Here is a 25,108-nt window from a genome sequence, read left to right on the forward strand (position 1 = left end):
CTCCATCAGCTATTCCAGTCCAGAACGATCTTGCCGGAATTGCCGCTCTGCATCGTTTTGAATCCCAGATCATATTCACTAACCGGTAGCCGATGAGTAATGACCTTACGGACATCAAGACCGCTCTGCAGCATGGCCAACATCTTGTGCCAGGTCTCAAACATCTCTCGGCCATAGATGCCCTTTACCGTAAGCATCTTGAACACGACCTTGGTCCAGTCTACGGGAGCTGGTCGCGCGGGAATGCCTAGCATGGCAATCTTTCCACCCATGACGAGATGATTGACCATCTGATCGAAGGCAGCCGGCGCCCCACTCATCTCCAGGCCGATGTCAAAGCCTTCCTTCATCCCGAGTCGAGCTTTGACGGAAGAGAGGTCTTCTCTGCTAACATCGACGGGGATGACATCCGCGACCTCTGCGGCAAGCGCCAGGCGGTTTGGATTGATGTCAGTGATCACCACGTGACGCGCTCCGACGTGACGAGCAACGGCGGCGCTCATGATGCCGATCGGTCCCGCACCCGTAATCAGGACATCTTCGCCGACAAGGTCGAAGGAGAGTGCCGTGTGGACAGCGTTGCCGAGCGGGTCGAGGATCGCGCCAACATCGTCATCGATTGCGTCAGGAAGCGGCACGACGTTGAAAGCCGGCAGTCGGAGATATTCGGCAAAAGCACCCGGTATATTGACGCCTATTCCCTTTGTCTCAGGATCGAGATGGAACCGTCCCCCGCGCGCGGCCCGACTGTTGAGACCGATAACGTGGCCTTCGCCCGAAACTCTCTGCCCGATGACGAGGTTGCGTACATTGGCACCGACTTCCACGATCACGCCAGAATATTCATGCCCCACCACCATTGGCACGGGTACGGTTCGCTGCGCCCACTCATCCCACGCATAGATATGGATATCTGTGCCGCAAATCCCCGTCTTGTTGATCTTAATCAGGACGTCATCTGGACCAATCGAAGGGATCGGGCGATCATCAAGCCAGAGGCCGGGTTGCGCTTCCGCTTTAACAAGAGCTCTCATGAAAACACCTCTGTTCAACATCAAATGACGCCCAACGACTTGCCCGCGTCGATGAAAGCATCGATCGCGAACTCGACGTCTTGTTCGGTCAGCGCCGCAGACATCTGGGTTCTGATTCGCGCCTTGCCCTGGGGTACCACCGGATAGAAGAACCCGGCCACATAGACCCCACGTTCATCGAGCGCCTGGGCCATATCCTGAGCCAGGCGCGCCTCATGCAGCATGACCGGAATGATCGGGGTCTGCCCGGGCAGCAGGTCGAACCCCGCCTTTTGCATGCCTGCCCGGAAGCGCCCGGCATGGGAGGCGAGTATCTGCCGGCGGTCGTCCGCTTTCTCAGCGATCTCGATCGCCTTCAACGATCCGGCTGCAACGGCTGGAGCGAGGCTATTGGAGAAGAGGTAAGGTCGTGACCTCTGGCGCAGGAGATCGACGATCGGCTGGGACGCCGCGACAAACCCGCCCATGGCACCACCAAGACTTTTCCCGAGTGTCCCGGTCACGATATCGACCCGTTGGTTGACGCCTGTCAGGGCTGGCGTACCTCGGCCGGCATCGCCGAGATGCCCTGTGGCATGGCAGTCATCGGCCATCACCAGCGCATTATAGCGCTCGGCGAGATCGCAGATGGCGACCAAGTCGGCCACATATCCATCCATCGAAAACACGCCGTCAGTCGCGATCAGCTTGAAACGAGCACCTTCCCGGTTGGCCTCCTTAAGCCGATCTTCCAGTTCATTCATGTTTCCATTTGCGAACCGGTAGCGCCTAGCCTTGCAAAGGCGCACTCCGTCGATAATCGAAGCATGATTGAGGCTGTCGGAGATGATGGCATCTTCGGCTTCCAGCAATGGTTCGAACACACCTCCATTGGCGTCGAAGCAGGCTGCAAACAGAATTGCGTCGTCCTTTCCAAGATACCGGGCAATTGTCTGCTCAAGCTCCCTATGGAGTGTTTGCGTGCCGCATATGAAACGGACCGAGGCCATGCCGAATCCGAACTCATCAAGCGCCTTTTTGGCGGCGTCAATAATCTCCGGATTGTTCGCCAGCCCAAGATAATTGTTGGCGCAAAGATTGATAACTTCGCGTTTCTGGTGCGTGCCGCCAATCGATATTCTCCCGTCTTGCTGACTGGTGATGACACGTTCGCGTTTATAGACGCCATCGGCCTCGATCTGAGCCAAAACGTTGTGCAGATGAACGTCGAATTTCTTAGCCATGGGAATATTCCTTCCAATATACAGGTTTATTCCGGCATCCTGGAATTTGCAAGCTATCGCATCACCGAAAATGCGTCCCGAGCGAAATTCTCAGGCTATTTGATCGGAATGCGGAACCAGTTTGGTTAGCCGCATAAGGATGCTTGTCGAAAAGCGTCACCTGAAGGCCTGATTTTGGTATGTTTATAAGCACCGGTGACACCAGTGATTCCACCGCCGACCACGGCAATACGATCTTTCCGTAAAGGCATAGTACAATAACCGCTTTCGCGATGATCCCTTGCCCCTCTGTCATTAACCTGAGCGCTCCACCGGTCGACCGGAATTGATCCTGACTGCTTACAACGTCGGTAGGAGCGATTGCTTCTCTTTTCAGAGTTTCAGAATTCGTATTGCGGTCCGCTTGCCTGAGAGTTTCCGGGGCAAATGCTCCTTCGGCGAGGTTCTTTTGACTACCTCTTTCCCGCATTTTTGCGTTACTATGCCTACGCTTGAGTGCGCGCAACTGAAAAAAGTAGATAAAGTGGAACAATCCTATATAGAGGAATAGAGAAGGTATTTTTAACATGGTCCAAAAGAGAATGGCTCACCGCACTCCGAAAATCGGGCCTCTCGTTCAAAAGGAACGCAAGCGCCGTAAGCTGACCCTGGAGCAACTTGCCACTCGTTCAGGCGTGTCGAAATCCATGCTCAGCCAGATCGAGCGCGGAGAGGCCAATCCTACATTTGCCGTGGTGTGGAGCCTCACACAGTCGCTCGAGATTGATTTCTCCGACCTAATTGGCGGTAGTAGTGCGGCGACAAACTCCGGGGAGATCGAAGTGATGTCCGCTGGGCATACACCTGAAATACGGAGTGCAGATAACCTTTGCCGGTTGAAGATCTTGAGTGCGCCGCGCCTCGCCGGTCAGTCCGAATGGTACAGTGTTGATATCGAGCCCGGTGGAAAGCTGGATAGCGCGCCGCATGCCCCAGGAACGTCCGAGCATTTCACCGCCATTACCGATGGCTTCGAGGTCAGAAGCGGTGAGAGCCATGTTCGCCTCGCTGCAGGCGAGACGGCGCGTTACGCGGGTGATGTCCATCACCATATTTCGAACATCGGCGATGAGGTAGCTTGTGGCTTTCTCATTGTGCTCTATCGGTAAGCGATCCTGCCACCTGCGGATCACACCATCAAACTCGAACCGATTCTCAAGGGCGGTGGTGCCGGCCTGATGCGTCCAGATGGATTCGACGATGTCGTCCCATGCCGAAATGAGTCTCGTACCACGCGGCGCGCGTATTCGCCCGCGAAGAAGCAGCCCCCAACGACCATGCGCACTTTCGTGTTTTCACGCCAAACTGGCCCCTTGAACATCAAAACTCTCCGAAAACAGTCAAAGGGTTCTTTGCGATACTGTCGGCAACCAGACGCTGCAACAGAACCCATCATTCAGCTCGCATCACAAACACGCTTTTGGGGTTTATCGAAACATCAACGTCCTGGCCGCGCGACGGCGGGGAGGACAGCGGCGTGTTAAAGGTGTCAATCGTAATTGCCTCATTGCCAACTGTCAATGTGGCGGCGAAGTTGAAATGTCCGCCGTTGTGCAAAGTTAAAATGTCACTCTGAGCGCGGTGTCAGCCATTTAGAAATGCGACACTCGACATGGAGAATCTACGCCAAGTGCAACATACGCGATTGGAGGGTAGGGGATCAGCCTGTTTCACGCAAATGGGCGATGAACACTTCGGCCGGTGTTTTGTATCCGAGGCATTTGCGTGGCTGCGCATTCAGGTGATGGCCGAGGTCGACGAGCTGTTGCTGTGTGATGTTGGATAGGTCGGTGTTACCAGGCAGGAAGCGGCGGATCCGCTTGTTGGCGTTCTCGACAGCACCTTTCTGCCAGGGTGAGTTCGGGTCGCAGAACCAGCTCTTGGCGCCGATCCCGTCTTCCAAAGCCCGGAAGCCGGCAAACTCGGTACCGCGGTCGAAGGTAAAGCTGCGACGGGCAAAAGACGGCAGCGGCGAGAACGCATTGATGATCTTGTCCATGATCGGCCGCGAGTGGCGGCTGCGGTTCTTGATCAACACGGTGTAGCGGCTCTTGCGCTCGACGAGCGAAGTGATGTTGGCCTCGCCAAGCTCGCGTTTGAAGATCAGCAGATCGCCTTCCCAATGGCCGAACTCGGACCGATCATCAACAAAATCAGGCCGTTGCGAGATCCGGCACTCAAACGGGATGAGCCCACCACGCGGCTTGCGGGATCCACGCGGCAAGCGTCGGCGACGTCGCTCAGGCAGGTGCTCGTAAAGGCCAAGCGGATAATCCTCCTTGCAGTAGATGAAGCGATAGATCGTTTCCGGGCAGATGCTGACTGGGCTGATCCCGTCAATCAACAGCCGGCCGGCAATCTGTTCCGGTGACCATTTGGCCTTCAATCGATCGATAATCAGGTCTCGCAGCTGTGGATGTCGTCTGAGCTTGCGCAGCCGTCGGCGGCGCTCCTTGCTCATGTCGTCGGCAATGGTGCCGAAGTAACCAGTGTATTCTGGAAACTCGCGGTCGTGAAACGCGTTGCGCCTGAGCTCGCGGTATATGGTCGAACGATGACGGCCGAGTTGGCGGGCGATCTCACCAACCGGCAGCTTGCGTTCCTTTAATTGATACAGATGGCGGCGGTCGGACAGGGTGAGTTGCGAATAGCAGGGCGACATGCAAATTTCTCCAAGGCGAAGCCATTGATGTTATTGGCATGTCGCACTTGAAAATAGAATGTACCCCGCTACAGTCAAAAATCGCATAAGATAGATTATGGAACTCAGAACACTACATTTTGGCTGGGGCCAAATGCATACACGCGACGCCCACTATGGCACCGATCTGACGCTGCTTGTTGGCTTCTGAGCGAGAGAAACGATGTCTCGTTGTGTAATTAAGCGAGCACTGTGCTGGCGCGAGAAGGATATCCAGAGCCAACTCATCGCAACTGCTAGGCGACTCCGCGTACCGATCAAGAAATAGATATGGGCGACGCCCCAGATCCACCAGGCAAGCCACCCTCGAATTTTAAGATTACCAAATTCGATTACCGCTGAGTTGCGTCCAATCGTGGCCAGATTTCCAAGATGGCGATACCTGAACTCATCACGTGAAGCTTTGCCTAACAACTCCGCTCGAATGCGCCGAGCTACGTAATATCCCTGCTGCTTCGCAGCCGGCGCGATTGCCGGAACATTTGCACCGTCTTTCCATACAACGGCTGCAGTATCGCCGATCACGTAGATGTTCGTTGCGCCGTCAATTGTTAGATCAGATTTCACGATCACACGCCCGGCGCGATCGTTTGGAACCCCTAACCACTGCGCTGCATCAGATGCTTTCACACCCGCTGCCCAAATGATTGTTTCGCAAGCGATAAAGCTTGAACCGACATTTATGCCGGTTGAGGTGCAAGCCGTGACTGGGTGGCCTTTGTGGATTTCGACGCCCAGCTTGCTCAGGGATTTCTCAGCGTAGAAAGACAGATCCTCCGAAAACGTGGGAAGAAGTCTTGACCCCGCCTCAATAAGCAAGACTCTAGCTGCTCGACTATCGATAGCCCGGAATTCATCGACTAGCGTTCGCTGGGCAAGCTCCGCGATCATACCGGCTAGCTCAACCCCTGTTGGGCCAGCCCCGACAATGCAGAATGTGAGCAGTGCATTGCGGCGCTCTTCGTCACGTTCGACCTCTGCTTTTTCGAAAGCCATGAGCATTCGACGCCGAATAGTCGTTGCATCTTCAAGTGTCTTTAGCCCTGGAGCGGGCATTTCCCATTCATCGTGACCGAAGTACATGTGCCGCGCACCAGTCGCCAAAACGAGGGTGTCGAAGGCAAGAACAGTCCCGTCTGCTAATGATACGACCTGCTGATTGCGATCGATCCCAACAACCTCGCCAAGCAACGTGCGTACATTGGGACTTCCTCGGAACATCTGCCGAATTGGCCATGCGATCTCTGAAGTTGCTAGGACCGACGTGGCAACTTGGTATAAAAGCGGCTGAAAAAGATGATGATTTCGCCGATCGACTATCGTCACGTCGACTTCCAGGCCACGGAGCTGCTTGGCGACCTGAAGGCCGCCGAAGCCGGCCCCCACTATTACGATGTTGCGCCTGATCATTACGAACTCGCTTTATGAGGGATAAGATCGCCCTATTTTCTCAGTCACTCGTCAAGGAAAGAGTCCCCGAGATTGCTTGGCGTCGGTAATGCGCTGCACTCCAATTGTGATCGCCGCCCCCGGATACCTCCGGCACTCACCGGTTTGCCCGTGACGATCTCACTTACAGTTCTGCTTGGTGCATGGAGTACGTGTCCATGAACCACGCCATCACCTGCTCATTTGTTCCCATGTCGGGGGCCATCACATCGATGTGCGGGCCTACAAAAGGAATCATCTCTTGCATCTACCTGCGCGACAGAGCTTCCAGCTCACGAATTGAAAGCTGTCGAGGAAGTCCGACAAGCGCGCATTTCCAACTCATCCAAACGGCCAAGGCCGCGACTTCACCGATATCAACGTTCGTTGCAAATCGCCTCCCACCTTTTGTGGGGCCGAGGGTCAAGTGATGTTGGACGCGATAGCCCTGAAAGACCGCGACTTCGCCGCTGTCGAGATGGATAGGACAAGAGATCGTTATCGCCCTTTTCGGATAGAGAAGGCGATTGCGCTGACCGTCTGGGAGATCCAGACGGTCAGCAATACGATTGAACTGGATCCTCGCCATCTCAAAGACGGGCCCGGAATAGATGTCTGTCATTTTGAAATCCAGTTGAATGACTTCTTATGCAGTAGGCGGTGCGGGATGGATGAAGGGCCAGGGGCTTGCTTCGGATCCCTTCTCGATTGGCACTTCGATGAGAACGGGAGCGTTCAGCTCCAGAGCCTCGCTGACAGCCGATTTCAGTTCACCTGGGGACGACACGCGATATGTTTTCACGCCGAAACTCTCGCCGAGTTTTACGAAATCAGGATTGGTAAGGTCTGAGCCAATGTACCGGCCGGAATAGGCTTGCTTCTGATCGCGTAATACGTTTCCGTAGGCATTGTTGTTGAACACGATTGCGACGACCGCAATGTTATGCTGCACGGCTGTGGCCAGCTCCTGCACACCGAACATGAAACCACCATCGCCCGACACTGAAACGACTGCCTTATCCGGATTGCCGACCTTGACACCGAGGGCGGTATTGAAGCCGAACCCGAGGTTGTCTTGATAGCCGCAAGTCACATACTGTCGGGGCCCGTAGACGGGGAAGGCAAACCGGGCGGTGAAGCCCATTTGACTGACTTCTTCGACGAAGAAACCATCGCGCGGCAGTGCCTCCCGGATCGCATTCAAATAATCGACCTGAGGCTGAACGGCTGAGAACCGTTCTTTCGCGTTGCGATTCAGGGCCGCGAACTCATCAGTTCGCGCCGCTCTGTCCGATGTTCCCACGGCTTTGGTCAAAGCTGCGGTGCCCGCCTTTGCGTCCGCGACAATTCCAACGTCCGGCTTCAACCGGACCATTTCCGTTGGATCGATATCGATCCGGATAACCTTGAGTCTCTTGGGAAGCCACTTCCACCGCATGAATTCGAGTTCAAGACGGCTCCCGATACCGATGAGCACATCGGTATCTTTCCAGTAATCGAACGCGGCGACAAAATTCAGATAGTTGGGATGCTCGTCGCTTACGACGCCCTTTCCCGAACGATGGGACGTAACCGGCGCTTTAAGCGCTTTGGCCAATTCAGCAACTTCCGCACCCGCATCAACAGCGCCGCCGCCCACCATAATCAGAGGGTTCTTGGCGTTTGCCAGGATAGCAGCCGCAGCCTGAATACTGTCAGGATTGACTTGGGGGTCCGCGGCGCGTCTGGTTTCAGGAAGGTCGAGCTCCGGGCCTGTCATTCCAAAGACATCCCAAGGCGCCTCGACCGCTCCGGGTCCCTGACGTCCGGAAAGCATTTTTCCGATCACCTCGGCCACGACCGTTCCGGTCTGGGACTGATGATCAATCCGCTCTGCGACCTTCGTGATCCCACGCATGGTCGCCAGTTGGTCGGGCAGCTCGTGGAGCTGGCCCCGACCCTGACCGATCAAGTGCGACATGATATTGCCCGTCAAACACAAGACAGGGGAATTCGCTCCATAGGCAGTGCAGAGGGCGGCGCCGGAATTGAGCATACCTGGACCAGGCACAACCGTATAGGCGCCAATGCGTCCAGTGGACTTCGCGTAACCGTATGCCATGTAGCCCGCACCCTGCTCGTGGCGGGTATGGATAAAACGGATCTCGTCGCGCTTTTCATAGAGAGCATCGTTGAAGTCGTACATATGGGCGCCGGGGATGCCGAAGACAGTGTCCACACCGTTTTCGACGAGTGAACGAGCGATGGCCTGCCCTGTGGTCTCTTTGTTTTTCATGATGATGTCCAAACCTGGTTTTTGGGGATGCTCAGGCCGCCGAGCGGGCGCTCAGCGTGCCTTCCGCCGACAGAGCCTTGACGATCACGCCCGCATCAGAAGGCTGCATCCCCGCCAAATTCATGCGACCGGAATCGGCCACGTAGATCCCGTGTTTGTGGCGCAATGCGACTGCCGTGTCTTTCGACATCGCCAGGTTCGAGAAGAGCCCTCGCTGGTTTGCGATAAAGCTCAGTTCCGGATGGGCAGCTGCAAGGGCGGCGCGGTTACCATTGACCCGAGCACACATTTCAACCAGCTCCTGCTTCCAGATTTGGGTAAGCTCCAAGCTCTCCAGAATCACGCGTACGATGGCAGCGCCGTGGTCCGGGGGCATCGACCAGTTGACACGTGCCAACGACGCCATGTTGCCATCGGCGATTTTGAGCTGCTCCGCATTGCGGCTCACAAGGTAAAGGGCACCAACACGCTCGCGATAAAGACCAAAATTCTTGTCACACGAGTAGGCAACAAGCGCTTCGTCTACTGCCTCGAGGATAAGGCGGGTTGGCTCCGCGTCCGCTTCGAGGCCGTTGCCCAGACCTTGGTAGGCAAGATCGATAAAGGGAAGGAGCTTGCGCTCGACGAGCTTTGCAGCGATCTGCTCCCACTGGCCGATATCAAAATCAATGCCAGTTGGGTTGTGGCAGCAGCCGTGTAGAAGGATCACATCACCAGTCTCGGCCGCGTCGAGAGCCTCCAGAACACGATCGAAGTCGATTTGCTGCTTGGCAAGGTCGACGAAACGATAGTCTTTGACGGTCAAGCGCGCCGACTCGAAAATCGGAGCATGATTGGGCCAGCTGGGTGTGCCAAGCCAGACCTTCGCACCGGGTGTGGCTGAGGCGATAAGTTCAGCGCCCAGTCGCAGAGCGCCGCTTCCACCTGGCGTCTGAATGCCTACAACCTTGCCGGCATAATGATTTGCGCCGACAATAATCGGTTTCAGGAGATTGACGAAATTCAGGTCCCCTTCCGGCCCGAGATAGCGCTTGCTGTCCTGGGTCTCGAGCAGCTGCCTTTCAGCGAGCTTGACGGCCCGCATGACCGGTGTTCGCCCTTGTTCGTCTCTGTAGACGCCGACGCCGAGGTCGACTTTGTAGCCTCTGGGATCGGCCTGAAACGCTTTGATGAGCGCAAGTAGGCTGTCGGCTGGTTGCGCAGTGAGTTTCTCAAACATGTTGTCTACCTCCTAAGAACGTGGCGCAAGCCTACAGGCGCTTTAGTGAGGTATGTTTGCAATTTTCAGCATATAGAGATATTATCTTACATGAAAATCACCGACTTTCCGCAAATTATGCAGATATTTTGACATGACCTCAAAGTTACATACCCTAGATCAATTCGATATCCGTCTTCTCGCGGCTATTCAAAGCAATGCTGAGCTGACACAGACTGAACTGTCGCAAGTCGTCAATCTGTCAGCAGCTCAATGCTCGCGGCGGCTTGACCGGCTGAGAAGCGAGGGTCTGATCCAGAACGTTGTAGCGATTTTGAACCCGGAAAAACTCGGCTTTTCCGTTGTTGCGCACACGCTGGTTAGCCTTCGGTCCCACACAGAGGAAGGGAATGCTCAACTGCACCGCTTCATCGAAACGGCGCCAGAGATCCTGGAATGCTACTCCCAGACGGGCGATGCGGATTTCCTGATGAAGATTGTGGCCAGCGATCTTGACCACCTCAGCATCTTTTTGGAGCGTATGATCAAGGTGACGGGTGGACTGGCGTCGGTCACCTCCAGCATCGTGCTACGGACCCTTAAGAAGAGTACCGAACTCCCGTTGCAGATTATTCAGACCTAGCGGGATCAACTACAACGCCAAAAGCAGGCTATCGGCTACCTTCGATATCGCGGCTCGGTCGACGATTGCAATGACGGAACCTGAGGCTATGACCATTCCTCCAACTGAAGCTGTCAGACGAATATAGCGACTTCTCCACCAAACCGACGCTTCAAGCTCGAATTTGGTGAACGCACTCGCTACAAAAATCATCCCAACGACCGCGGGAGCGGTCGCTACGGATAAAGCATCCGGACGATAGGCCAGGATGAGCGAGCATATCGTAAGGGTGACCGACCCGAGGACCGCCAGAAAGTAACATACCCACCAGTCTTGCCGGGCGCGTACACGGTCTGCCCTGGTTTTTCCCAGATATGACATCAGTATACGCTGCCTGAGCTCGCAGTACCGGGGCTGGAAGCGGTACGACCGAATTCCTCAATCAGCCGTGTCGTGGCGTTCGCAAATAAAGTGACATCATTTCCAATGGCAACGAATGTTGCACCGAGATCGACGTAGCGCCTGGCAAGCGACAGATCGGCGGTCAAGATTCCTGCAGCTTTTCCATGGGACTGGATGCGCAAGAGAGCCTTCTCAACTTCTTCTTGGACTTCCGGGGCTCCCGGCTTACCAAGATAGCCCATGTCAGCTGCGAGATCAGCCGGGCCGATGAACACGCCGTCGACGCCGTCGATCGATGCGATTTCATCTAGCGCGGCCAAACCTGCGCGGCTTTCGATCTGAAGCAAGAGACAGATTTCGTCGTTTGCCGTCTGGAGGTAGTCCGGAATCCGGTTGAAGCGTGAGGCACGAGCCAGCGCTGCACCAACGCCCCGGACCCCGCGCGGGGGATAAGACACGGCCTTTACCAAATTCTCGGCGACCTCTTTGCTGTCAACCATCGGGATCAGGAGTGTTTGCGCGCCGATGTCGAGCAGCTGTTTTATGATGTATGTCTCGCCGATTGGCGGCCTGATAACCGCGTGACTGGCTGAACCTTTCATCGCCTGTAACTGGGCGACCAGGAGCGGGATGTCGTTTGGCGCATGTTCGGCATCGAGAAGGAGCCAGTCGAAGCCGGCGTCCGCTGATATTTCGACCGTGTAAGGATTTGCCAGAGCTTGCCAAAATCCGGTTTGAAGCCGCTTTTCCTGAAGCGCCCTTTTGAAGGTGTTGGTTGGAGCTGGCATGGTTTTCCCCTATTCGAAATACAGGCTTACAGTTCCGTAGGGCCCGAAATCGCCTACGATCGTGTCTCCATGACGTGCCTCAATCGGTCGAATGAACGACCCGGCAAGAACGACCTGCCCTGCTTCTATTCCGTCTCCATATTGCGACAGCCGATTGGCAAGCCACGCAACACCACGAGCAGGTTGATTGAGGACGCCCGCGCCAAGCCCAGTCTCTTCGACCTCCGCGTTGCGAGACACTATGGCACCCATCCAACGCATATCCAGTTGATCCGGGCGCACAGCGCGGCCGCCCGTTACGATGCCGGCGTTCGCAGCATTGTCAGAGATCGTATCGAGGACGTTACGGTTTTTCTTCGTCTGGGGATCCACCCGAAGAATCCGCGTGTCGAGAATTTCGAGGGCTGGAGTGACATAATCGGTGGCATTGAGCACATCGACGACGGTCACGTTCGGCCCCTTTAGGGGCGCTTTCATGATGAAGGCGATTTCAGCTTCGATCCTCGGCTGAATAAACCGGTCTTTTGGAACGACCGAACTGTCCTCAAAGACCATGTCGTCCAGCAAGACCCCTGAGTCTGGAATGTTGATGTTGAGGGCATATTGCATCGCCTTGGATGTGATACCAATTTTCCAGCCCACCACCTGACGTCCGTCGGAAACTTTCTTTTTCACCCACGCAGACTGGATCGCATAGGCATCATCCATCACCATGTCCGGATGCTGAAGTGACAAAAGCCCGGTCTGAACGCGAGTCCGTTCGGCTTCGTCCAGCGCGGCAACAGCTGTTTCTATGTCTGCGGTGGACAGCATCTCAGATCATCTCGTCGGCAATGGTGTTGCGCAACAGACCGATACCGTCGGCCTCGACCTCAACGATGTCGCCCGGCTTCAACCAAATTGGCGGATCGAAGCGTGCTCCAGCGCCAGTAGGTGTTCCGCAGACGATCACGTCGCCTGGCACGAGTGTCGTAAAGGTTGAGACGTAATTGATGATCTTCCGGAATGAGAAAATCATTCGACTGGTCCGATCACTCTGGCGGACCTCGCCATTGACCCGCGTCTCCAGCTTGATGTCCGCTAGCTGACTTTCGTCAGTATAAGGAACTATCCATGGCCCAATCGAGCCCGAGGCCTCGAAATTCTTGCCTTGGGTAACGTTGAACTTGGCGTGCCGGACCCAATCCCGCAGCGTCCCTTCGTTGCAGAGCGACAGAGCCGCTATGTGTGAGAGAGCCTCGCTTTCTGGAATGCGTCGGCCTTCTTTTCCGATGACGACAACTATTTCCCCCTCATAATCGAGTTGAGGGCTCTCCGGTGGCCGGATCAGCGGCTGATCGTGACCCGTGAAGGATCGCGGGAAGCGGATAAACAGCGACGGATTGGTGGGCGCTGTCTGCCCATCTTTGTATTCCTCGTTACGGTCCGGAAAATTGACGCCGACGCAGATGATCTTTTCCGGCGACGGGATTGGAATGCCCAATGTAACCGCAGCCAGGGGATAGTCGACGGGGGCCGATTGACCTTTCTCGGCCAGCATGTCCAAAGCACCTGCGGCGATAACTTCGCGCAGGGTCGGAAAACGCGGGCGGATCCTGACGGACAGGTCCACCACGCCATCTTCGCGGATTAGGCCGTAACCCTGGCGACCGGAATTGGAAAAAGATGCAAAACGGGGATGCATACGGACTTTCCTTTATTGTTCTTTTGTTGTGATGCCACCAAGGCATACGTATTTGAGCTCGAGGTAGTCATCGATGCCGTATTTGGAGCCTTCACGGCCTAGCCCGGACGACTTTACGCCGCCGAACGGTGCTTCAGCAGTGGATATCAGGCCGGTATTCACGCCAACCATTCCATATTCGAGGGCCTCGGCAACTCGAAACACCCGCGACAGATCCTTCGCGTAGAAATAGGAAGCGAGACCGAATTCCGTGTCGTTCGCCTTTTCAACCACATCAGTCTCGTTCTCGAAGCGAAAGAGCGGCGCGATAGGCCCGAAGGTTTCTTCGGATGCCACGGCCATATCTTGCGTGACGCCTGTGAGAACAGTCGCTTCGTAGAAGGTGCCGCCAAGTTCATGCGCTTTTCCGCCTTGAATGACGATTGCGCCCTTCGATACGGCATCCTGAACGTGCTCTTCGACTTTCTTGAGAGCCGCTTCATCGATCAAGGGTCCGAGCGCAACACCCTCCTCGAACCCGTTTCCGGTCCGAAGCTTACTAACGGCTTTGGCCAGCTTTTCAGCGAACGCGTCATAGACCGTATCCTGGACGTACAGGCGATTGGCGCAAACGCAAGTCTGACCATTGTTCCTGAACTTCGCGATCAAGGCGCCTTCGACGGCTGCGTCGAGATCTGCATCATCGAACACGATGAAGGGCGCATTGCCGCCCAGCTCCAGACCAAGTTTTTTGATCGTGGGAGCAGACTGACGGTAAAGTTCGGCACCAACTTCCGTCGACCCAGTGAATGTGAGTTTACGTACGATGGGATTTGAGGTCATCTCGGCGCCGATTTCGCGAGATGAACCGGTGATCACGTTGAACAATCCTGCCGGCAATCCTGCCCGCTCCCCCAGTACCGCCAAAGCGATCGCGGAAAATGGCGTCTGAGCAGCGGGTTTCAATACCATTGCACATCCGGCTGCGAGCGCCGGGCCAGCTTTTCGTGTAATCATCGCGTTCGGAAAATTCCACGGCGTGATGGCCGCGACGACGCCAATCGGCTGCTTCATCACCAGAATGCGTTTGTCTCGCTGATGGCCGGATATAATGTCGCCGTTGATGCGTCTGGCTTCTTCGGCGAACCACTCGATGAAACTTGCCCCATAGGCGATCTCACCCTTTGCTTCGAGGAGCGGCTTTCCCTGTTCGAGTGTGAGAATGTGCGCCAAGTCATCCTGGTTGGACATTATCAACTCAAACCACTTGCGCAGGATTACGCTACGCTCCTTCGCGGTTCGCGCTGCCCATTCCTTCTGCGTTTCTTCGGCATGCGCGATCGCCGCACGTGCTTCTGCCGCCCCCAGCTTGGGAACGGAGCCGATCTTCTCACCAGTTGCGGGGTTTGTGACCGCAATGGCATCCGTATCGTTTGCTTCGATCCAGTCGCCACCAATGTAAGCGGCCTGGCGGAATAACGTTGGGTCTTTCGGGTGCATCGCTTGGTCACTCCGTGTGGGCTAAGAGAAAAGGGACACAGGGACTTGCCAATGTCCCTCGCCGTCTGTGTTCGCAACGAGATCAGGGCGCGATGATCGGTTGAGCCTTTAGAAGCGGCTCCTGGGTTGGAAGGTCGGTGAACAAACTGCCGTGTTCGAACCAAGACCTCGGCGCAGGTGCCCCCCACAATGTCTGACGCTGTGGATCCTTCAGGTCCCATTTGATCGGCTCGAGATCGGGATCGACAGTCTGGTAGTCCGAGCAGTAAATCTCGATGCGGTGGCCGTCCGGATCAAGGATGTAGAGGAAAAATGCATTAGAGATGCCGTGACGGCCTGGACCCCGTTCGATGTTTGCGAGGTATCCAGTGGTTGACATAAGATCGAGGAGATCGATGATGTTCAAAGGTGTTGGAACCCAGAATGCTGTGTGATGCAGTCGCGGGCCGACACCATTTGTGAACGCCATGTCGTGGACGCCACCCTTGCGATGCAACCAGGCGGCAAATAGTTTTTTGCTTTCCGCATCCTCGGTGTATTCGGTAACACGGAAACCGATGTCGTTGTAAAAGGCAACGGATGCGTCAACGTCTGGCGTGAAGCAGTTGAAGTGGTCGATCCGGAGTGGTTTGACCCCGTGATAAAGCGCGTACTTTTGATGGATGGGCGTCAGGCGATCCATTTTGAAGTAAAATTCAAGCGGGATGCCGAAGTTGTCATGGGTGCGCAGGGTGCGTCCCTGGAAAGGGCGCTCCACCCATGCCGTCTTATGGCCTTCTGTATCGAAATAGGCCTTGGCTTTGTCGAGATCTTCCTCGGAATAGACCTTCAAGGCGAGGTAACTGATTGCCGAAGTATCGCTCTTCTTGAGCACCATGCAGTGATGGCCGCGTTCTTCCATGGCACGCAGGTAGACAGTATCAGAATCTTCGTCTGTGACCTGAAGGCCGAGCATGTCCACATAGAAGGCACGGCTGGCAGCGAGATCCTTAACAAGGAATTCGACATGGCTAAGCCGAACTGTGTTGAACGCTGGATAGAGATTGAATTGCGGGAGCGGCATGGTTTCCTCCTCGGGGCCGAAACAGCCCGTGTTCGGCGCTTTGTTGTTACGAAGCGGCCGCGTCTTTTGTTGACGCGGCCAGAGTGTCGCGAAATCCCGTCAGCCGCCCAATTTCTGGATGGCATGGGCAGTCGTGGCGAAAGCGATGTTCTTGGTTTCCATGTAGAAATCGAACGACCAGTCTCCACCGTCGCGGCCGATACCGGAATTCTTGACGCCGCCGAACGGGGTCGGCAGGTGGCGGACATTCTCTGAATTGACCCAGATCATGCCAGCCTCGAGCTGGTCGGTCAGCCTGAAAGCGCGCGTGACATCGGAAGTCCAAAGATAACCGGTCAAACCGTACTGGACATCGTTGGCAATCTTCAAAGCATCCGCTTCGTCCTTGAACGGGATTGCGGTCAGAACCGGACCAAAGATCTCTTCCTGGGCGATCCGCATTCCATTATCGGCACTGGTAAAGAGCGTAGGAGCGACATAGCATCCGCCTCCCGGTCCATCGACCTTATAGCCACCGGCGGCGACAGTTGCGCCTTCGGCTTTGCCGATCTCGACGTATTCCAACACTTTGCGTTCATGGACAGGGTGAATCAGAGGTCCGACGACCGTCTGCGGATCGAGCGGGTGACCGACCTTGATACGTTTGGCCCTCTCGGCAACCATTTCAGTGAACTTGCCGTAGATGCTGTCCTCGACCAGCAATCGGGATGAGGACGTGCAGCGTTCGCCGTTGAGCGAATAGATCATGAATACGGCAGCATCCGCCGCTCGCTCCAGATCAGCGTCAGCGAAAACAATGACCGGGTTTTTGCCACCGAGTTCGAAGTGGACGCGCTTGAGCGTGTCGGCACCCTGCTTCATGATCATTGAGCCCGTCCGGCTTTCGCCAACAAAACCGATCGCCTTGATCAATGGATGTTCTGTCAGCGCTTTACCGGCGTCCTCTCCCAAACCATTGACGAGGTTCCAAACACCTTTGGGAAGGCCGGCGCTTTCGGCAATCTCGACCAGCAGGCGTGCTGTCAGCGGCGAGAATTCCGCCGGCTTATGGACGATCGTGCAACCGGCCGCCAAGGCCGGTGCAATCTTCCAGGTGGATAGCATGAAAGGCGTGTTCCAAGGCGTGATCACACCGACCGGGCCTATGGGGTTCCGCGTTGTTACGTTTACCTGGCCTGGAATACGGATCGATCTGCCGTCTCTTGCTTCTGGTGCTCGGTCTGCGAAGAAACGAAAGTTCTCTGCGCCACGTAGTGCCGCCTTCGCCATGAATTTCAGGGACTGTCCGGTGTCCATGCACTCAACGAAGGCGATCTCCTCGGCGCGGGCAACGATCGCGTCAGCGATCTTGTGCAGGAGCGCCTTGCGAGCGTCACCAGGCATTGCCGCCCAGGCGGGAAATGCCTCGGATGCGGCTTTGGCGGCACGATCGATGTCTGCCGCTTTGCCATGGGCGACCTGCGCCAGAGGCTGCAAGTCGACGGGCGAGATTGTTTCGAACGTGGCACCATCTAAAGCAGGGACAGCCTCTCCGGCAATGTGGTTGAGGACGCCGCCGGCGCGAAACCGGGCAAGATAGGCATCGGCCTTTTTCTTGTTGTCTTCAAAATTCGTCATGAGATCTCCATCTCGAATGCAGCAGCATTCGCTCAGCCAATGTTCAATGGTGTTTTCTAAGTCCCCGCCCGAAGGCGCGCATGCATTGCATTGTCTTTCCAGCTTAGGGCTGGATCTATCTCGCGCACCTCAAGGGAGAGGGCAAAATGTGGCTCGCTGAAAAGGTCCAGCAGCTCGGCCTTGACGACTGCCATGATCGCGTTGCCAACACGCTTCTTTTCTTCTGAAGATCTGCCCGCGCCAATGCGAAAGCTCATGTCGATGAAAGAATTGCGCTCGTCGAGGTCAGCGATCGCATAGTCATCGCTAAGCAGAACTCGGACGCGAACCGCGCCACGTTCGAACAGCCCACTGTCGAGGATCGCTTTATGAACGACCTCACACAGCGATTTGAAATCGACGCGCGGTTTCAGGTTCGCGGATCCTTCAATGACGAAATGTGGCATTTATCGCTCCTCCGATACTTAACACGTTAACAATTATTGAGTGTTTGTCAACCCACTGTCGGGTGATCTCGGCCTGATCGAATATTGACGGGCCGGTAAATTCTCACTTATTCACCTCATATGGATCAGGATAAAAATCACCCTCGCCTTCTGCGTAGCACCCGCCAGGCACTCCCAATCGCACTGTTGAAGGCGCGAGAAGCAGTGATGGGCCATTTTCGACCGATGCTTGCGCAGCACAATGTGACGGAGCAGCAATGGCGTGTGCTGCGGCTCTTGAGTGAACGCGGGCAGATCGATGCCACCGAATTGGCGCAAGGTGCAGCTCTCCTTGCCCCCAGCCTGACAAGGATGATCAAGGCGCTTGAGGACCGTAAGCTGATCAGGACGACGAAGGATGCTGCGGATGGCCGACGTCTGCTTGTCCGGATTGATGACGCAGGTGCTGAGCTCCTCGAAGAAGTGCGGCCCGAAAGTCTTAAAATTTATGAAGAGCTTGAGCTTCGCATTGGCCACGACAAGATCGAAGCCCTGATTGCACTGCTTAACGAGGTCACGGACAAGGCGACGACGCGTTAGTCGAGTTTGCGCCCTTGCGTTCTTTCGCTAATTTACTTAACATGTTTAGTACTTCAGCGACGGAAATAGGAGGAGTTTTCCCATGGTGAACCAGCAATACAGGCTTGTCATCGACGGCCAGTCGATCGCAACTGAAGGAACATTCGACGTGCTAAATCCCTCAGATGGTCAAGTCGTGGGGGCAGCGCCAAAGGCAACCGTGGCCCAGTTGGACCAGGCGGTTTCCGCGGCGCAAACAGCTTACGAAAAGTGGAGCAAAGCTGACGACGCGACGCGCCAGAAGGCCTGTGTCGCAATCGCTGACACCTTGCGCGATCATGCGGAGGAGCTGGCCCAGCTTCTCACCTTGGAACAGGGAAAACCCCTGAATGGGATGGGCTCCCGGTATGAGCTCGGAGGGGTCGAAGCTTGGGCGCGATACACTGCCGGTCTGGAGCTGCCGGTCAAGGTTTTGCAGGATGACAATCAGGGCCGGGTGGAACTGCACCGCAAACCGGTGGGCGTTGTAGGATCAATTACGCCCTGGAACTGGCCGTTGATGATTGCGATCTGGCACATTGTACCGGCCATACGAACCGGGAACACTGTTGTGATCAAGCCCTCCCCGCTCACCCCGCTGTCCACCATCCGGATGATCGAACTGCTCAACACAGTTCTGCCGGCAGGTGTGTTGAATTGTGTGACGGGTGAAAACGACATCGGGGCCGCAATGTCCTCCCACCCTGGTATTGCCAAGATCGTTTTCACGGGCTCGACCGAGACCGGCAAAAAAATCATGGCAGGCGCTGCGGCGACATTGAAACGCCTGACTCTTGAACTCGGTGGTAATGATGCCGGCATTGTCCTGCCCGATTGCGATCCCCGCCAGATTGCCGAGGGACTGTTCTGGGGCGCTTTCATCAATGGCGGGCAAACCTGTGCGGCATTGAAGAGACTTTATGTTCACGAGGACATCTACGAAGACGTTTGCCGTGAGCTGACAAGCTTTGCAGCGACAGTCAAAGTCGGTGATGGACTTTCGGAAGATAGTGTCCTGGGTCCGGTCCAGAACCGCATGCAGTACCAGAAGGTCAAAGATCTGGTGGAAGATGCGAAGCGGCGTGGCGGGCGCATTCTCATTGGAGGGGATTCTGACGACAACGCTCCTGGGAATTTCTATCCCGTGACGCTGGTCGCGGACCTTAATAACGGCGATCGTCTAGTGGACGAGGAACAGTTTGGGCCGGCTCTCCCGATCATCAAGTATTCTGATCTCGACGAAGTCATCAGGCGCGCGAATGACAACCCGAACGGTCTTGGTGGTTCCGTCTGGGGCAGAGACCTTGCGAAAGCAAAGAAAGTGGCAAGCCAGCTGGAATGTGGATCCGTATGGATCAACAAGCACGGAGCTATCCAGCCGAACGTGCCGTTCGGTGGCGTGAAGGGTTCCGGTCTGGGCGTAGAATTTGCTGAAGAGGGCCTGGTGGAATACACGACGATCCAGGTCATTTTTCAGTAAGAGCCTGGAGCGCGAGAAAAGAAAGGGACGCCGGGTTCGCCGGCGTCCCTTTTCTTATGTCGTTCCGGGATCGAAGGCTCCGAATTCTATCGACAGAGTGACCGTGCGCGCCCTAAGACTTCAAGCGATCTCAGATAGGAACCGTTGAGCACGTTCGGTCTTTGGGTTGTCGAGGAAATCGTTCGAAAGCCCCTCCTCGATGATTTCACCGCTTTCGAGGAACACGATGTGGTTGCCGACTGCCCGCGCAAAACCCATCTCGTGCGTGACCACGACCATGGTCATACCTTCCTTGGCGAGATCTTGCATCACCGCCAAAACGCTTCCTCGCAGCTCGGGATCAAGGGCTGACGTGGGTTCGTCGAACAACATCGCCAGCGGTTTGGTGGCGATGGCGCGGGCAATGGCAACCCGCTGCTTTTGACCGCCCGACAGTTGCCCGGGGTAATGTCCTTCTCTGTCGGCCAGACCGACTTTTACGATCTCCTCGCGCGCAATTTCACGCGCTTCGTCTTTCGACATGCCCTTGCTGTGGACCAACCCACACATCACGTTCTCTAAAACGGTCATGTGCGGGAAGAGATTGAAGTGCTGAAAGACCATGCCCGTCTCGCGACGAAGCCGCTGAAAATCACGGCTGTAACGGCGCTCTCGTGAGCGTGCCGAAAAATAGGCTTTGGCATCCCATTCTACAGAGCCGACCCGTAGTTGTCCCTCGTCGGGAATATTGAGCAGGTTCAAACACCTCAAAAGTGTGCTTTTGCCTGAGCCACTTGGTCCGAGCAAGACGACGACATCGCCTTCAAGAACGTCAAGCGATACCGAATTCAGCCCCCTCACATTGGGAAGGTCGCGACTGGGGAACCACTTGCTCGCATTCCGCAGTGAGATGACTGTTTTTCTTTCTTCTGAATTTTCCATGTTCCGCTCCCTCGAAGAAGCGGGGCAGCCACTCGGCCGCCCCGACACGAATCTCACGCGTCCACTTTGAGAGGGCTGCCGCCCGGACCAACCGCAAGGTAAGGAAGGCCTGCGGCGATCGCATCTTTGCCGACATACTCGCGGAATACGGAGTTGAGGATTCCGCCTGCTGCATTGAAAAGCAACCAGTTGGTCACGAACATGTACATCTTCATGTCTCCCGTCGGCATGAAGAAGGTGTTGTGATCGACATAAGCCGGTTCCTTGCCGATTATCTGAAGCGCGACACCCTGTTTCTTGGTGTTCACGATCGTGAACAGCGACTGCAAGGTTGCGTTCGCACGTCCTGACATGACCTGACCGATGGCGCCCGTCTGGTCAGGGAATACCGAGACGTTTGCCTTCGGGTAGAGCGCCCGGATCTTCGCTTCCTGCGAGCTTCCCTGAAGAGCGGCGAACTTGAACTCCGGCGAGTTCATCTGTTCGAAAGTCAAGTCTGACGCGTCGCGTCCAACGACGTAGACCGGTTGAAACGTCACGGCACAGCCGGCAAACCAGCCACGTAGCGAACGTGATGGCAAGATCGTTCCCGTTGTCATGATATCGGCACGGCCGGATTCGACGGCTGCAAACATCTGACCGAAATCCATGTCTGCGAATTCTACCTGGATATCAGGCGAGACATCTTTCATCATTCGACGGATGAGAGCGATCTCGTAGCCGTCCGGCTCACCCTTGTCGTTGATGTACAGGTTTGGCGGATATTTGAGGCTCGCCGCGACCACGATTTTTTTGGTGCGGATCGCTTTGTCCAGGACGGATTCCTTCGCGGCATCCTGCGCGGCGGCCGGTGTCGTTGCACCGAGTGCAACAGCAGCTGCGCCGCCCACGAACAAACCTGCTGTCAGTAGTGAACGGCGCTTTGCCTGCATTCCATTATCTTGCTTCGTATCCATGAGCATTCCCCTTGTTGTTTCCACGATGAAATTTTCGGCCTGGAACCCACGATCCGTGGGGTACAGCTTTTGCTAAGCGGTAAGACCGCCATCGACTGTCAGCTGCGCACCATTCACGTAGCTGGCATCATCACTCGCCAAGAATAGCGTGGCTTTGGCGATTTCTTCGTATGTCCCAAGGCGACCGAGAGGGACCGTCGGCGCAAAGCGCTGGTCACGAGCTGCGACCTGTTCGGCCGACATTCGGGTCAATCTGTCTGCCATGACACTTTCAAGGACGCCGGGGCAGATCGCATTTGCGCGAATCCCTTTTGCTCCGTAGTCCCGGGCGATGGTACGCGTCAGCATGATCAACCCGGCCTTCGAGACGCCGTATACCGCCTCGGCTGTCGAGGCCCGCTGACCCGCGATAGAGGCCGTGTTGACGATCACACCCTTGCCCGCCTCCACCATGTGCGGGATCGCTTGCCTGCAGAAGAGATAAGCCGACTTTAGGTTCACGTCCAAAGCCTGCTGCCACATCGCGGGATCGGTCTGCGAAATTGTGCCTGTAGGGTTGATACCGGCATTGTTGATCAAGATGTCCAGGGATGAGAAGCGTGACCGGGCCAGTTCGACTGCTTGCTGTGAGGTTTCCTCCTGTGAAACATCGCCAACGAGTTCGACGACGTCCGCTCCCTCTCCGCGTAGAAGCAGCACCAAGTTTTCCAGCTGATCTTTTGCGCGATCAACGAGAACAAGCCTCGCACCTTCATTCGCCAGTGCCTGCGCAACGGCGCGCCCGAGCCCACTTGCGACCCCCGTTACGAGGACCGTTTTTCCTGAAAACCGCATGTCTGACTTTCCATTATTTGCTTTTTCGCGACCGCTTGGGACCGCTTTTTGACATCTATGACTTGAATCTATCTGTCTTGCAATATGAAATCATATATGATGTTGACGAAGCTGGCGCTCGGGTTTATCGATTGAGTCAGTACCGGAGAAGAAGCCGAGTAAAGAAAAGGGAACGTCATGAACCTCGATTTCTCGATCATCCTGACGCAATGGCCCCGGTTCCTATGGGGATTAGGGTATGATCTCTATTTCGCATTCGCGGGATTCGCGCTCGGCTGTGTTATCGGGTTTATCTCCTATCTTGGCTCGGCCTCCCGCTCGAAAATCGCCCGCGCAGTGTCTTATACGTACGTGCAGATCGTTCGGGGCCTGCCGATGTATCTGTTGCTTTTGTGGATCTACTTTGGACTTGCAACAAAGTTCGGCCTGGCCTTGACCGGGCCGCAGGCGATCATCATCGCCATCGCCATCATGAGCTCGGCATTTGCTTCCGAGATTTTCAGGACCGGTTATAATTCGATTGACGTCGGTCAGATTGAAGCCGGCAAGGCACTCGGTCTTTCCGACCTCCGGATCAATCGCACTATCCTTTTTCCACAGGTCATTCGGGTCGTGATCCCGCCCCTGTTGAACGTCTTCGTGATCTGCTTCAAAGCGGCGACTTACGCGGCAGTGGTCGCTGTCCCGGAACTCGTCTTCACGGCCCAGGACATCAGTCTCAACCAATATAGGCCGTTCGAAGCCTATATCTCGGTCGCCGTCCTACTCATCGCGACGATGCTGGTTTTATCTTTGCTGGTCAAAGTCGTCGAAGACCGTCTCAATGACGGCAAAGAGGCTTGAAGTTCATGAATAGCTGGTACGTTGTCCTCAACCACCTGCCCGACATGCTCTACGGGCTTCGTTACACATTCCTGATCGCAATCGTCTCGCTCGCACTCTCAATGGTCTTCGGAGGGCTAGTGATATCCCTTCTCAGGAGCAAATCTGCTGCCATCCGAGCGATGGGGTTTCTCTACATCCAGGTCTTCCGCTCGCTATCGCCATATGTTTACGTTCTGCTCGTCTATTTTGCCCTCGCCGGAGCAACAGGCTGGAAAATGGATCCGATCACAGCCGCTATCATATCCTTGACACTTCTGAATACCGCTTACGTTGCAGAAATCTATCGGTCCGTGTTGCTCACCATTGATGGCGGGCAATGGGAAGCGGCCGCCGCAATGGGTCTGTCACCCTGGAAAACAAACTCGATCATTATCTGGCCGCAGGCGCTACGGACTGCAATTCCACTCCTTCTGAACCAATTCATCGTCATCTTGAAGGATTCCGCGATCGTGGGCGTGATTGGTGTCAAAGACATCCTCTATGTGGCGAATGCCCAGGCATCGATCACCTACAAGCAGTTCGAGTATCTGACGGCGGTTGGGGTGATCTTCATCCTGATTGTCTTCGTCCTGTCGCGGTTGAGTATGAGCCTTGAGCAGCGACTGGCCTGGAAGCACTAGCACTTGCCGAAACCACCCGAAGTCATTAGGTCGAAAAGGAAATCAAATCTGATTTTCAATTTGATCACCGTTGGAGAGTGACGCATGGCAAAGGTGGTGGCACCCGTCACAGAAGCTAGAAGCAAACAGCAACTTGCTTACGATTATCTCAAGGCTGGGATAGATCGCGGCCTCTATGCACCCAAACAGCGGCTTGTAATTGACACACTCGCGAAGGAGCTATCGATCAGCCCTGTACCGGTGCGCGAGGCGATCCGTCGGTTGGAAGCAGAAGGCCTGATCATATTCAGCAAAAACTCTGGCGCAATCGTGGCTGGAGCCGATCCGGATCTCTGGGCTGAGCAGATGGAACTTCTGGCATTGCTTGAGGGCTACGTAACCGGCGCCGCCGCGCCGAGGATTACTGCCAGCGATATCAAGCAGCTTCAGAAAATCAACGAGGGCATGGAACAGGCGCTGGCTTCCTTCGACCTTTCGGGATGGACTCAGGGCAACCTGGACTTCCACTCCGTGATAAATCGGAGGTGCCCGAACGAAACAATCGTCGAGCAGATCGCGCAATTGAGATCGCGAATTGCGATGATCAATCGCTTCATCCAGCCTCGGACGGAAGCGACCATCTTGCATACTCTTGGAAAGGATAGCGGGAAATCGACGCTTCAAGGGCACGAGTGGATCATTGCGGCCTATATCGCCAAAAAATCTCCCGCCGAGATCGAAGCGCATGTTCGCACGAATATCATTCTGCTCACCACAGAAACGCACCGCAATCTGGTCAACAACCATGATCGGCGAGTAAGCAGATCGCAGGGATAG

23 protein-coding genes, 1 pseudogene and 1 riboswitch are annotated in these 25,108 nt (G+C 55.5%); of the genes and pseudogenes, 7 read left to right on the forward strand and 17 right to left on the reverse strand.

The window, feature by feature from the left end; all coding sequences use genetic code 11:
* Positions 1-5 precede the first annotated feature (5 nt).
* Entirely contained in the window at positions 6-1,034 is a 1,029-nt protein-coding gene (gene tdh / locus ACZ9IU_RS27390) for an L-threonine 3-dehydrogenase (protein WP_157885301.1), read from the reverse strand.
* A 20-nt stretch (positions 1,035-1,054) separates the two neighbouring features.
* Entirely contained in the window at positions 1,055-2,257 is a 1,203-nt protein-coding gene (locus ACZ9IU_RS27395; protein ID WP_040124770.1) for a glycine C-acetyltransferase, read from the reverse strand.
* 385 nt (positions 2,258-2,642) lie between these two features.
* Positions 2,643-2,733, reverse strand: a riboswitch (glycine riboswitch).
* A 90-nt stretch (positions 2,734-2,823) separates the two neighbouring features.
* Between ACZ9IU_RS27395 and ACZ9IU_RS27400 the strand changes: the two genes are divergently transcribed.
* The gene (locus ACZ9IU_RS27400; RefSeq protein ID WP_244447610.1) at positions 2,824-3,405 is read left to right on the forward strand and encodes a helix-turn-helix domain-containing protein; all 582 of its coding nucleotides are present in this window, start codon (positions 2,824-2,826) and stop codon (positions 3,403-3,405) included.
* A 551-nt stretch (positions 3,406-3,956) separates the two neighbouring features.
* On the opposite strand, the gene ACZ9IU_RS27405 is transcribed toward ACZ9IU_RS27400, so the two are convergent.
* The 5 genes and pseudogenes from ACZ9IU_RS27405 to ACZ9IU_RS27425 all read right to left on the reverse strand — a co-directional run bounded on the left by ACZ9IU_RS27405 (position 3,957) and on the right by ACZ9IU_RS27425 (position 9,919).
* Positions 3,957-4,958 carry an IS30 family transposase gene (locus ACZ9IU_RS27405; protein ID WP_038543027.1) on the reverse strand — a complete coding sequence of 334 codons (1,002 nt, stop codon included), beginning with the start codon at positions 4,956-4,958 and terminating at the stop codon, positions 3,957-3,959.
* A gap of 153 nt (positions 4,959-5,111) precedes the next feature.
* Positions 5,112-6,407, reverse strand: coding sequence for an NAD(P)/FAD-dependent oxidoreductase (locus ACZ9IU_RS27410; protein ID WP_051900457.1), 1,296 nt, complete (start codon positions 6,405-6,407; stop codon positions 5,112-5,114).
* A 110-nt stretch (positions 6,408-6,517) separates the two neighbouring features.
* Positions 6,518-7,047, reverse strand: a pseudogene (locus tag ACZ9IU_RS27415) (Glu/Leu/Phe/Val family dehydrogenase); the annotation flags it as partial.
* A gap of 24 nt (positions 7,048-7,071) precedes the next feature.
* Positions 7,072-8,700, reverse strand: coding sequence for a thiamine pyrophosphate-dependent enzyme (locus ACZ9IU_RS27420; RefSeq protein WP_040125773.1), 1,629 nt, complete (start codon positions 8,698-8,700; stop codon positions 7,072-7,074).
* Positions 8,701-8,731: 31 nt separating this feature from the next.
* The gene (locus tag ACZ9IU_RS27425) at positions 8,732-9,919 is read right to left on the reverse strand and encodes an amino acid aminotransferase (RefSeq protein ID WP_040124769.1); all 1,188 of its coding nucleotides are present in this window, start codon (positions 9,917-9,919) and stop codon (positions 8,732-8,734) included.
* Between the two features lie 133 nt (positions 9,920-10,052).
* Here ACZ9IU_RS27425 and ACZ9IU_RS27430 point away from each other — a divergent pair, with 133 nt between their 5' ends.
* Positions 10,053-10,541 carry an Lrp/AsnC family transcriptional regulator gene (locus ACZ9IU_RS27430; RefSeq protein ID WP_040124767.1) on the forward strand — a complete coding sequence of 163 codons (489 nt, stop codon included), beginning with the start codon at positions 10,053-10,055 and terminating at the stop codon, positions 10,539-10,541.
* A 359-nt stretch (positions 10,542-10,900) separates the two neighbouring features.
* Here ACZ9IU_RS27430 and hpaI read toward each other — a convergent pair whose 3' ends face one another.
* The 7 genes from hpaI to ACZ9IU_RS27465 all read right to left on the reverse strand — a co-directional run bounded on the left by hpaI (position 10,901) and on the right by ACZ9IU_RS27465 (position 17,999).
* Positions 10,901-11,710 (reverse strand): 4-hydroxy-2-oxoheptanedioate aldolase, encoded by an 810-nt coding sequence (gene hpaI, locus ACZ9IU_RS27435; protein ID WP_040124765.1) that lies wholly within the window; start codon positions 11,708-11,710, stop codon positions 10,901-10,903.
* A 9-nt stretch (positions 11,711-11,719) separates the two neighbouring features.
* Positions 11,720-12,523 carry a 2-oxo-hept-4-ene-1,7-dioate hydratase gene (gene hpaH, locus ACZ9IU_RS27440; RefSeq protein WP_040124762.1) on the reverse strand — a complete coding sequence of 268 codons (804 nt, stop codon included), beginning with the start codon at positions 12,521-12,523 and terminating at the stop codon, positions 11,720-11,722.
* Position 12,524: 1 nt separating this feature from the next.
* Positions 12,525-13,394 carry a fumarylacetoacetate hydrolase family protein gene (locus ACZ9IU_RS27445; RefSeq protein WP_040124760.1) on the reverse strand — a complete coding sequence of 290 codons (870 nt, stop codon included), beginning with the start codon at positions 13,392-13,394 and terminating at the stop codon, positions 12,525-12,527.
* Between the two features lie 12 nt (positions 13,395-13,406).
* The gene (gene gabD, locus ACZ9IU_RS27450; RefSeq protein WP_040124759.1) at positions 13,407-14,873 is read right to left on the reverse strand and encodes an NADP-dependent succinate-semialdehyde dehydrogenase; all 1,467 of its coding nucleotides are present in this window, start codon (positions 14,871-14,873) and stop codon (positions 13,407-13,409) included.
* Positions 14,874-14,955: 82 nt separating this feature from the next.
* On the reverse strand, positions 14,956-15,936 hold the full coding sequence (gene hpaD, locus ACZ9IU_RS27455; RefSeq protein WP_040124758.1) for a 3,4-dihydroxyphenylacetate 2,3-dioxygenase: 981 nt from the start codon (positions 15,934-15,936) through the stop codon (positions 14,956-14,958).
* A gap of 99 nt (positions 15,937-16,035) precedes the next feature.
* Positions 16,036-17,553, reverse strand: coding sequence for a 5-carboxymethyl-2-hydroxymuconate semialdehyde dehydrogenase (hpaE, locus tag ACZ9IU_RS27460; RefSeq protein WP_040124756.1), 1,518 nt, complete (start codon positions 17,551-17,553; stop codon positions 16,036-16,038).
* Positions 17,554-17,609: 56 nt separating this feature from the next.
* Complete coding sequence (locus ACZ9IU_RS27465; protein WP_040124754.1) at positions 17,610-17,999, reverse strand: 5-carboxymethyl-2-hydroxymuconate Delta-isomerase; 390 nt, start codon at positions 17,997-17,999, stop codon at positions 17,610-17,612.
* 120 nt (positions 18,000-18,119) lie between these two features.
* Here ACZ9IU_RS27465 and hpaR point away from each other — a divergent pair, with 120 nt between their 5' ends.
* A complete protein-coding gene (hpaR, locus tag ACZ9IU_RS27470) occupies positions 18,120-18,578 on the forward strand; it encodes a homoprotocatechuate degradation operon regulator HpaR (RefSeq protein ID WP_040124752.1) in 459 nt (152 codons plus the stop codon).
* Between the two features lie 82 nt (positions 18,579-18,660).
* Positions 18,661-20,076, forward strand: a complete 1,416-nt coding sequence (locus tag ACZ9IU_RS27475; RefSeq protein WP_040124751.1) for an aldehyde dehydrogenase family protein — start codon at positions 18,661-18,663, stop codon at positions 20,074-20,076.
* A gap of 120 nt (positions 20,077-20,196) precedes the next feature.
* On the opposite strand, the gene ACZ9IU_RS27480 is transcribed toward ACZ9IU_RS27475, so the two are convergent.
* The 3 genes from ACZ9IU_RS27480 to ACZ9IU_RS27490 all read right to left on the reverse strand — a co-directional run bounded on the left by ACZ9IU_RS27480 (position 20,197) and on the right by ACZ9IU_RS27490 (position 22,787).
* Positions 20,197-20,997, reverse strand: a complete 801-nt coding sequence (locus tag ACZ9IU_RS27480; RefSeq protein WP_040124750.1) for an amino acid ABC transporter ATP-binding protein — start codon at positions 20,995-20,997, stop codon at positions 20,197-20,199.
* A gap of 53 nt (positions 20,998-21,050) precedes the next feature.
* A complete protein-coding gene (locus tag ACZ9IU_RS27485; protein WP_157885300.1) occupies positions 21,051-21,953 on the reverse strand; it encodes a substrate-binding periplasmic protein in 903 nt (300 codons plus the stop codon).
* Positions 21,954-22,025: 72 nt separating this feature from the next.
* Positions 22,026-22,787 carry an SDR family NAD(P)-dependent oxidoreductase gene (locus tag ACZ9IU_RS27490; protein ID WP_040124747.1) on the reverse strand — a complete coding sequence of 254 codons (762 nt, stop codon included), beginning with the start codon at positions 22,785-22,787 and terminating at the stop codon, positions 22,026-22,028.
* A gap of 177 nt (positions 22,788-22,964) precedes the next feature.
* On the opposite strand from ACZ9IU_RS27490, the gene ACZ9IU_RS27495 reads away from it, so the two are divergent.
* The 3 genes from ACZ9IU_RS27495 to ACZ9IU_RS27505 all read left to right on the forward strand — a co-directional run bounded on the left by ACZ9IU_RS27495 (position 22,965) and on the right by ACZ9IU_RS27505 (position 25,108).
* Positions 22,965-23,630 carry an amino acid ABC transporter permease gene (locus tag ACZ9IU_RS27495; RefSeq protein WP_040124745.1) on the forward strand — a complete coding sequence of 222 codons (666 nt, stop codon included), beginning with the start codon at positions 22,965-22,967 and terminating at the stop codon, positions 23,628-23,630.
* 5 nt (positions 23,631-23,635) lie between these two features.
* On the forward strand, positions 23,636-24,292 hold the full coding sequence (locus tag ACZ9IU_RS27500) for an amino acid ABC transporter permease (protein WP_244447623.1): 657 nt from the start codon (positions 23,636-23,638) through the stop codon (positions 24,290-24,292).
* Positions 24,293-24,376: 84 nt separating this feature from the next.
* Entirely contained in the window at positions 24,377-25,108 is a 732-nt protein-coding gene (locus ACZ9IU_RS27505) for a GntR family transcriptional regulator (protein ID WP_051900455.1), read from the forward strand.

The sequence above is a fragment of the Mesorhizobium sp. USDA 4132 genome (assembly GCF_056279545.1).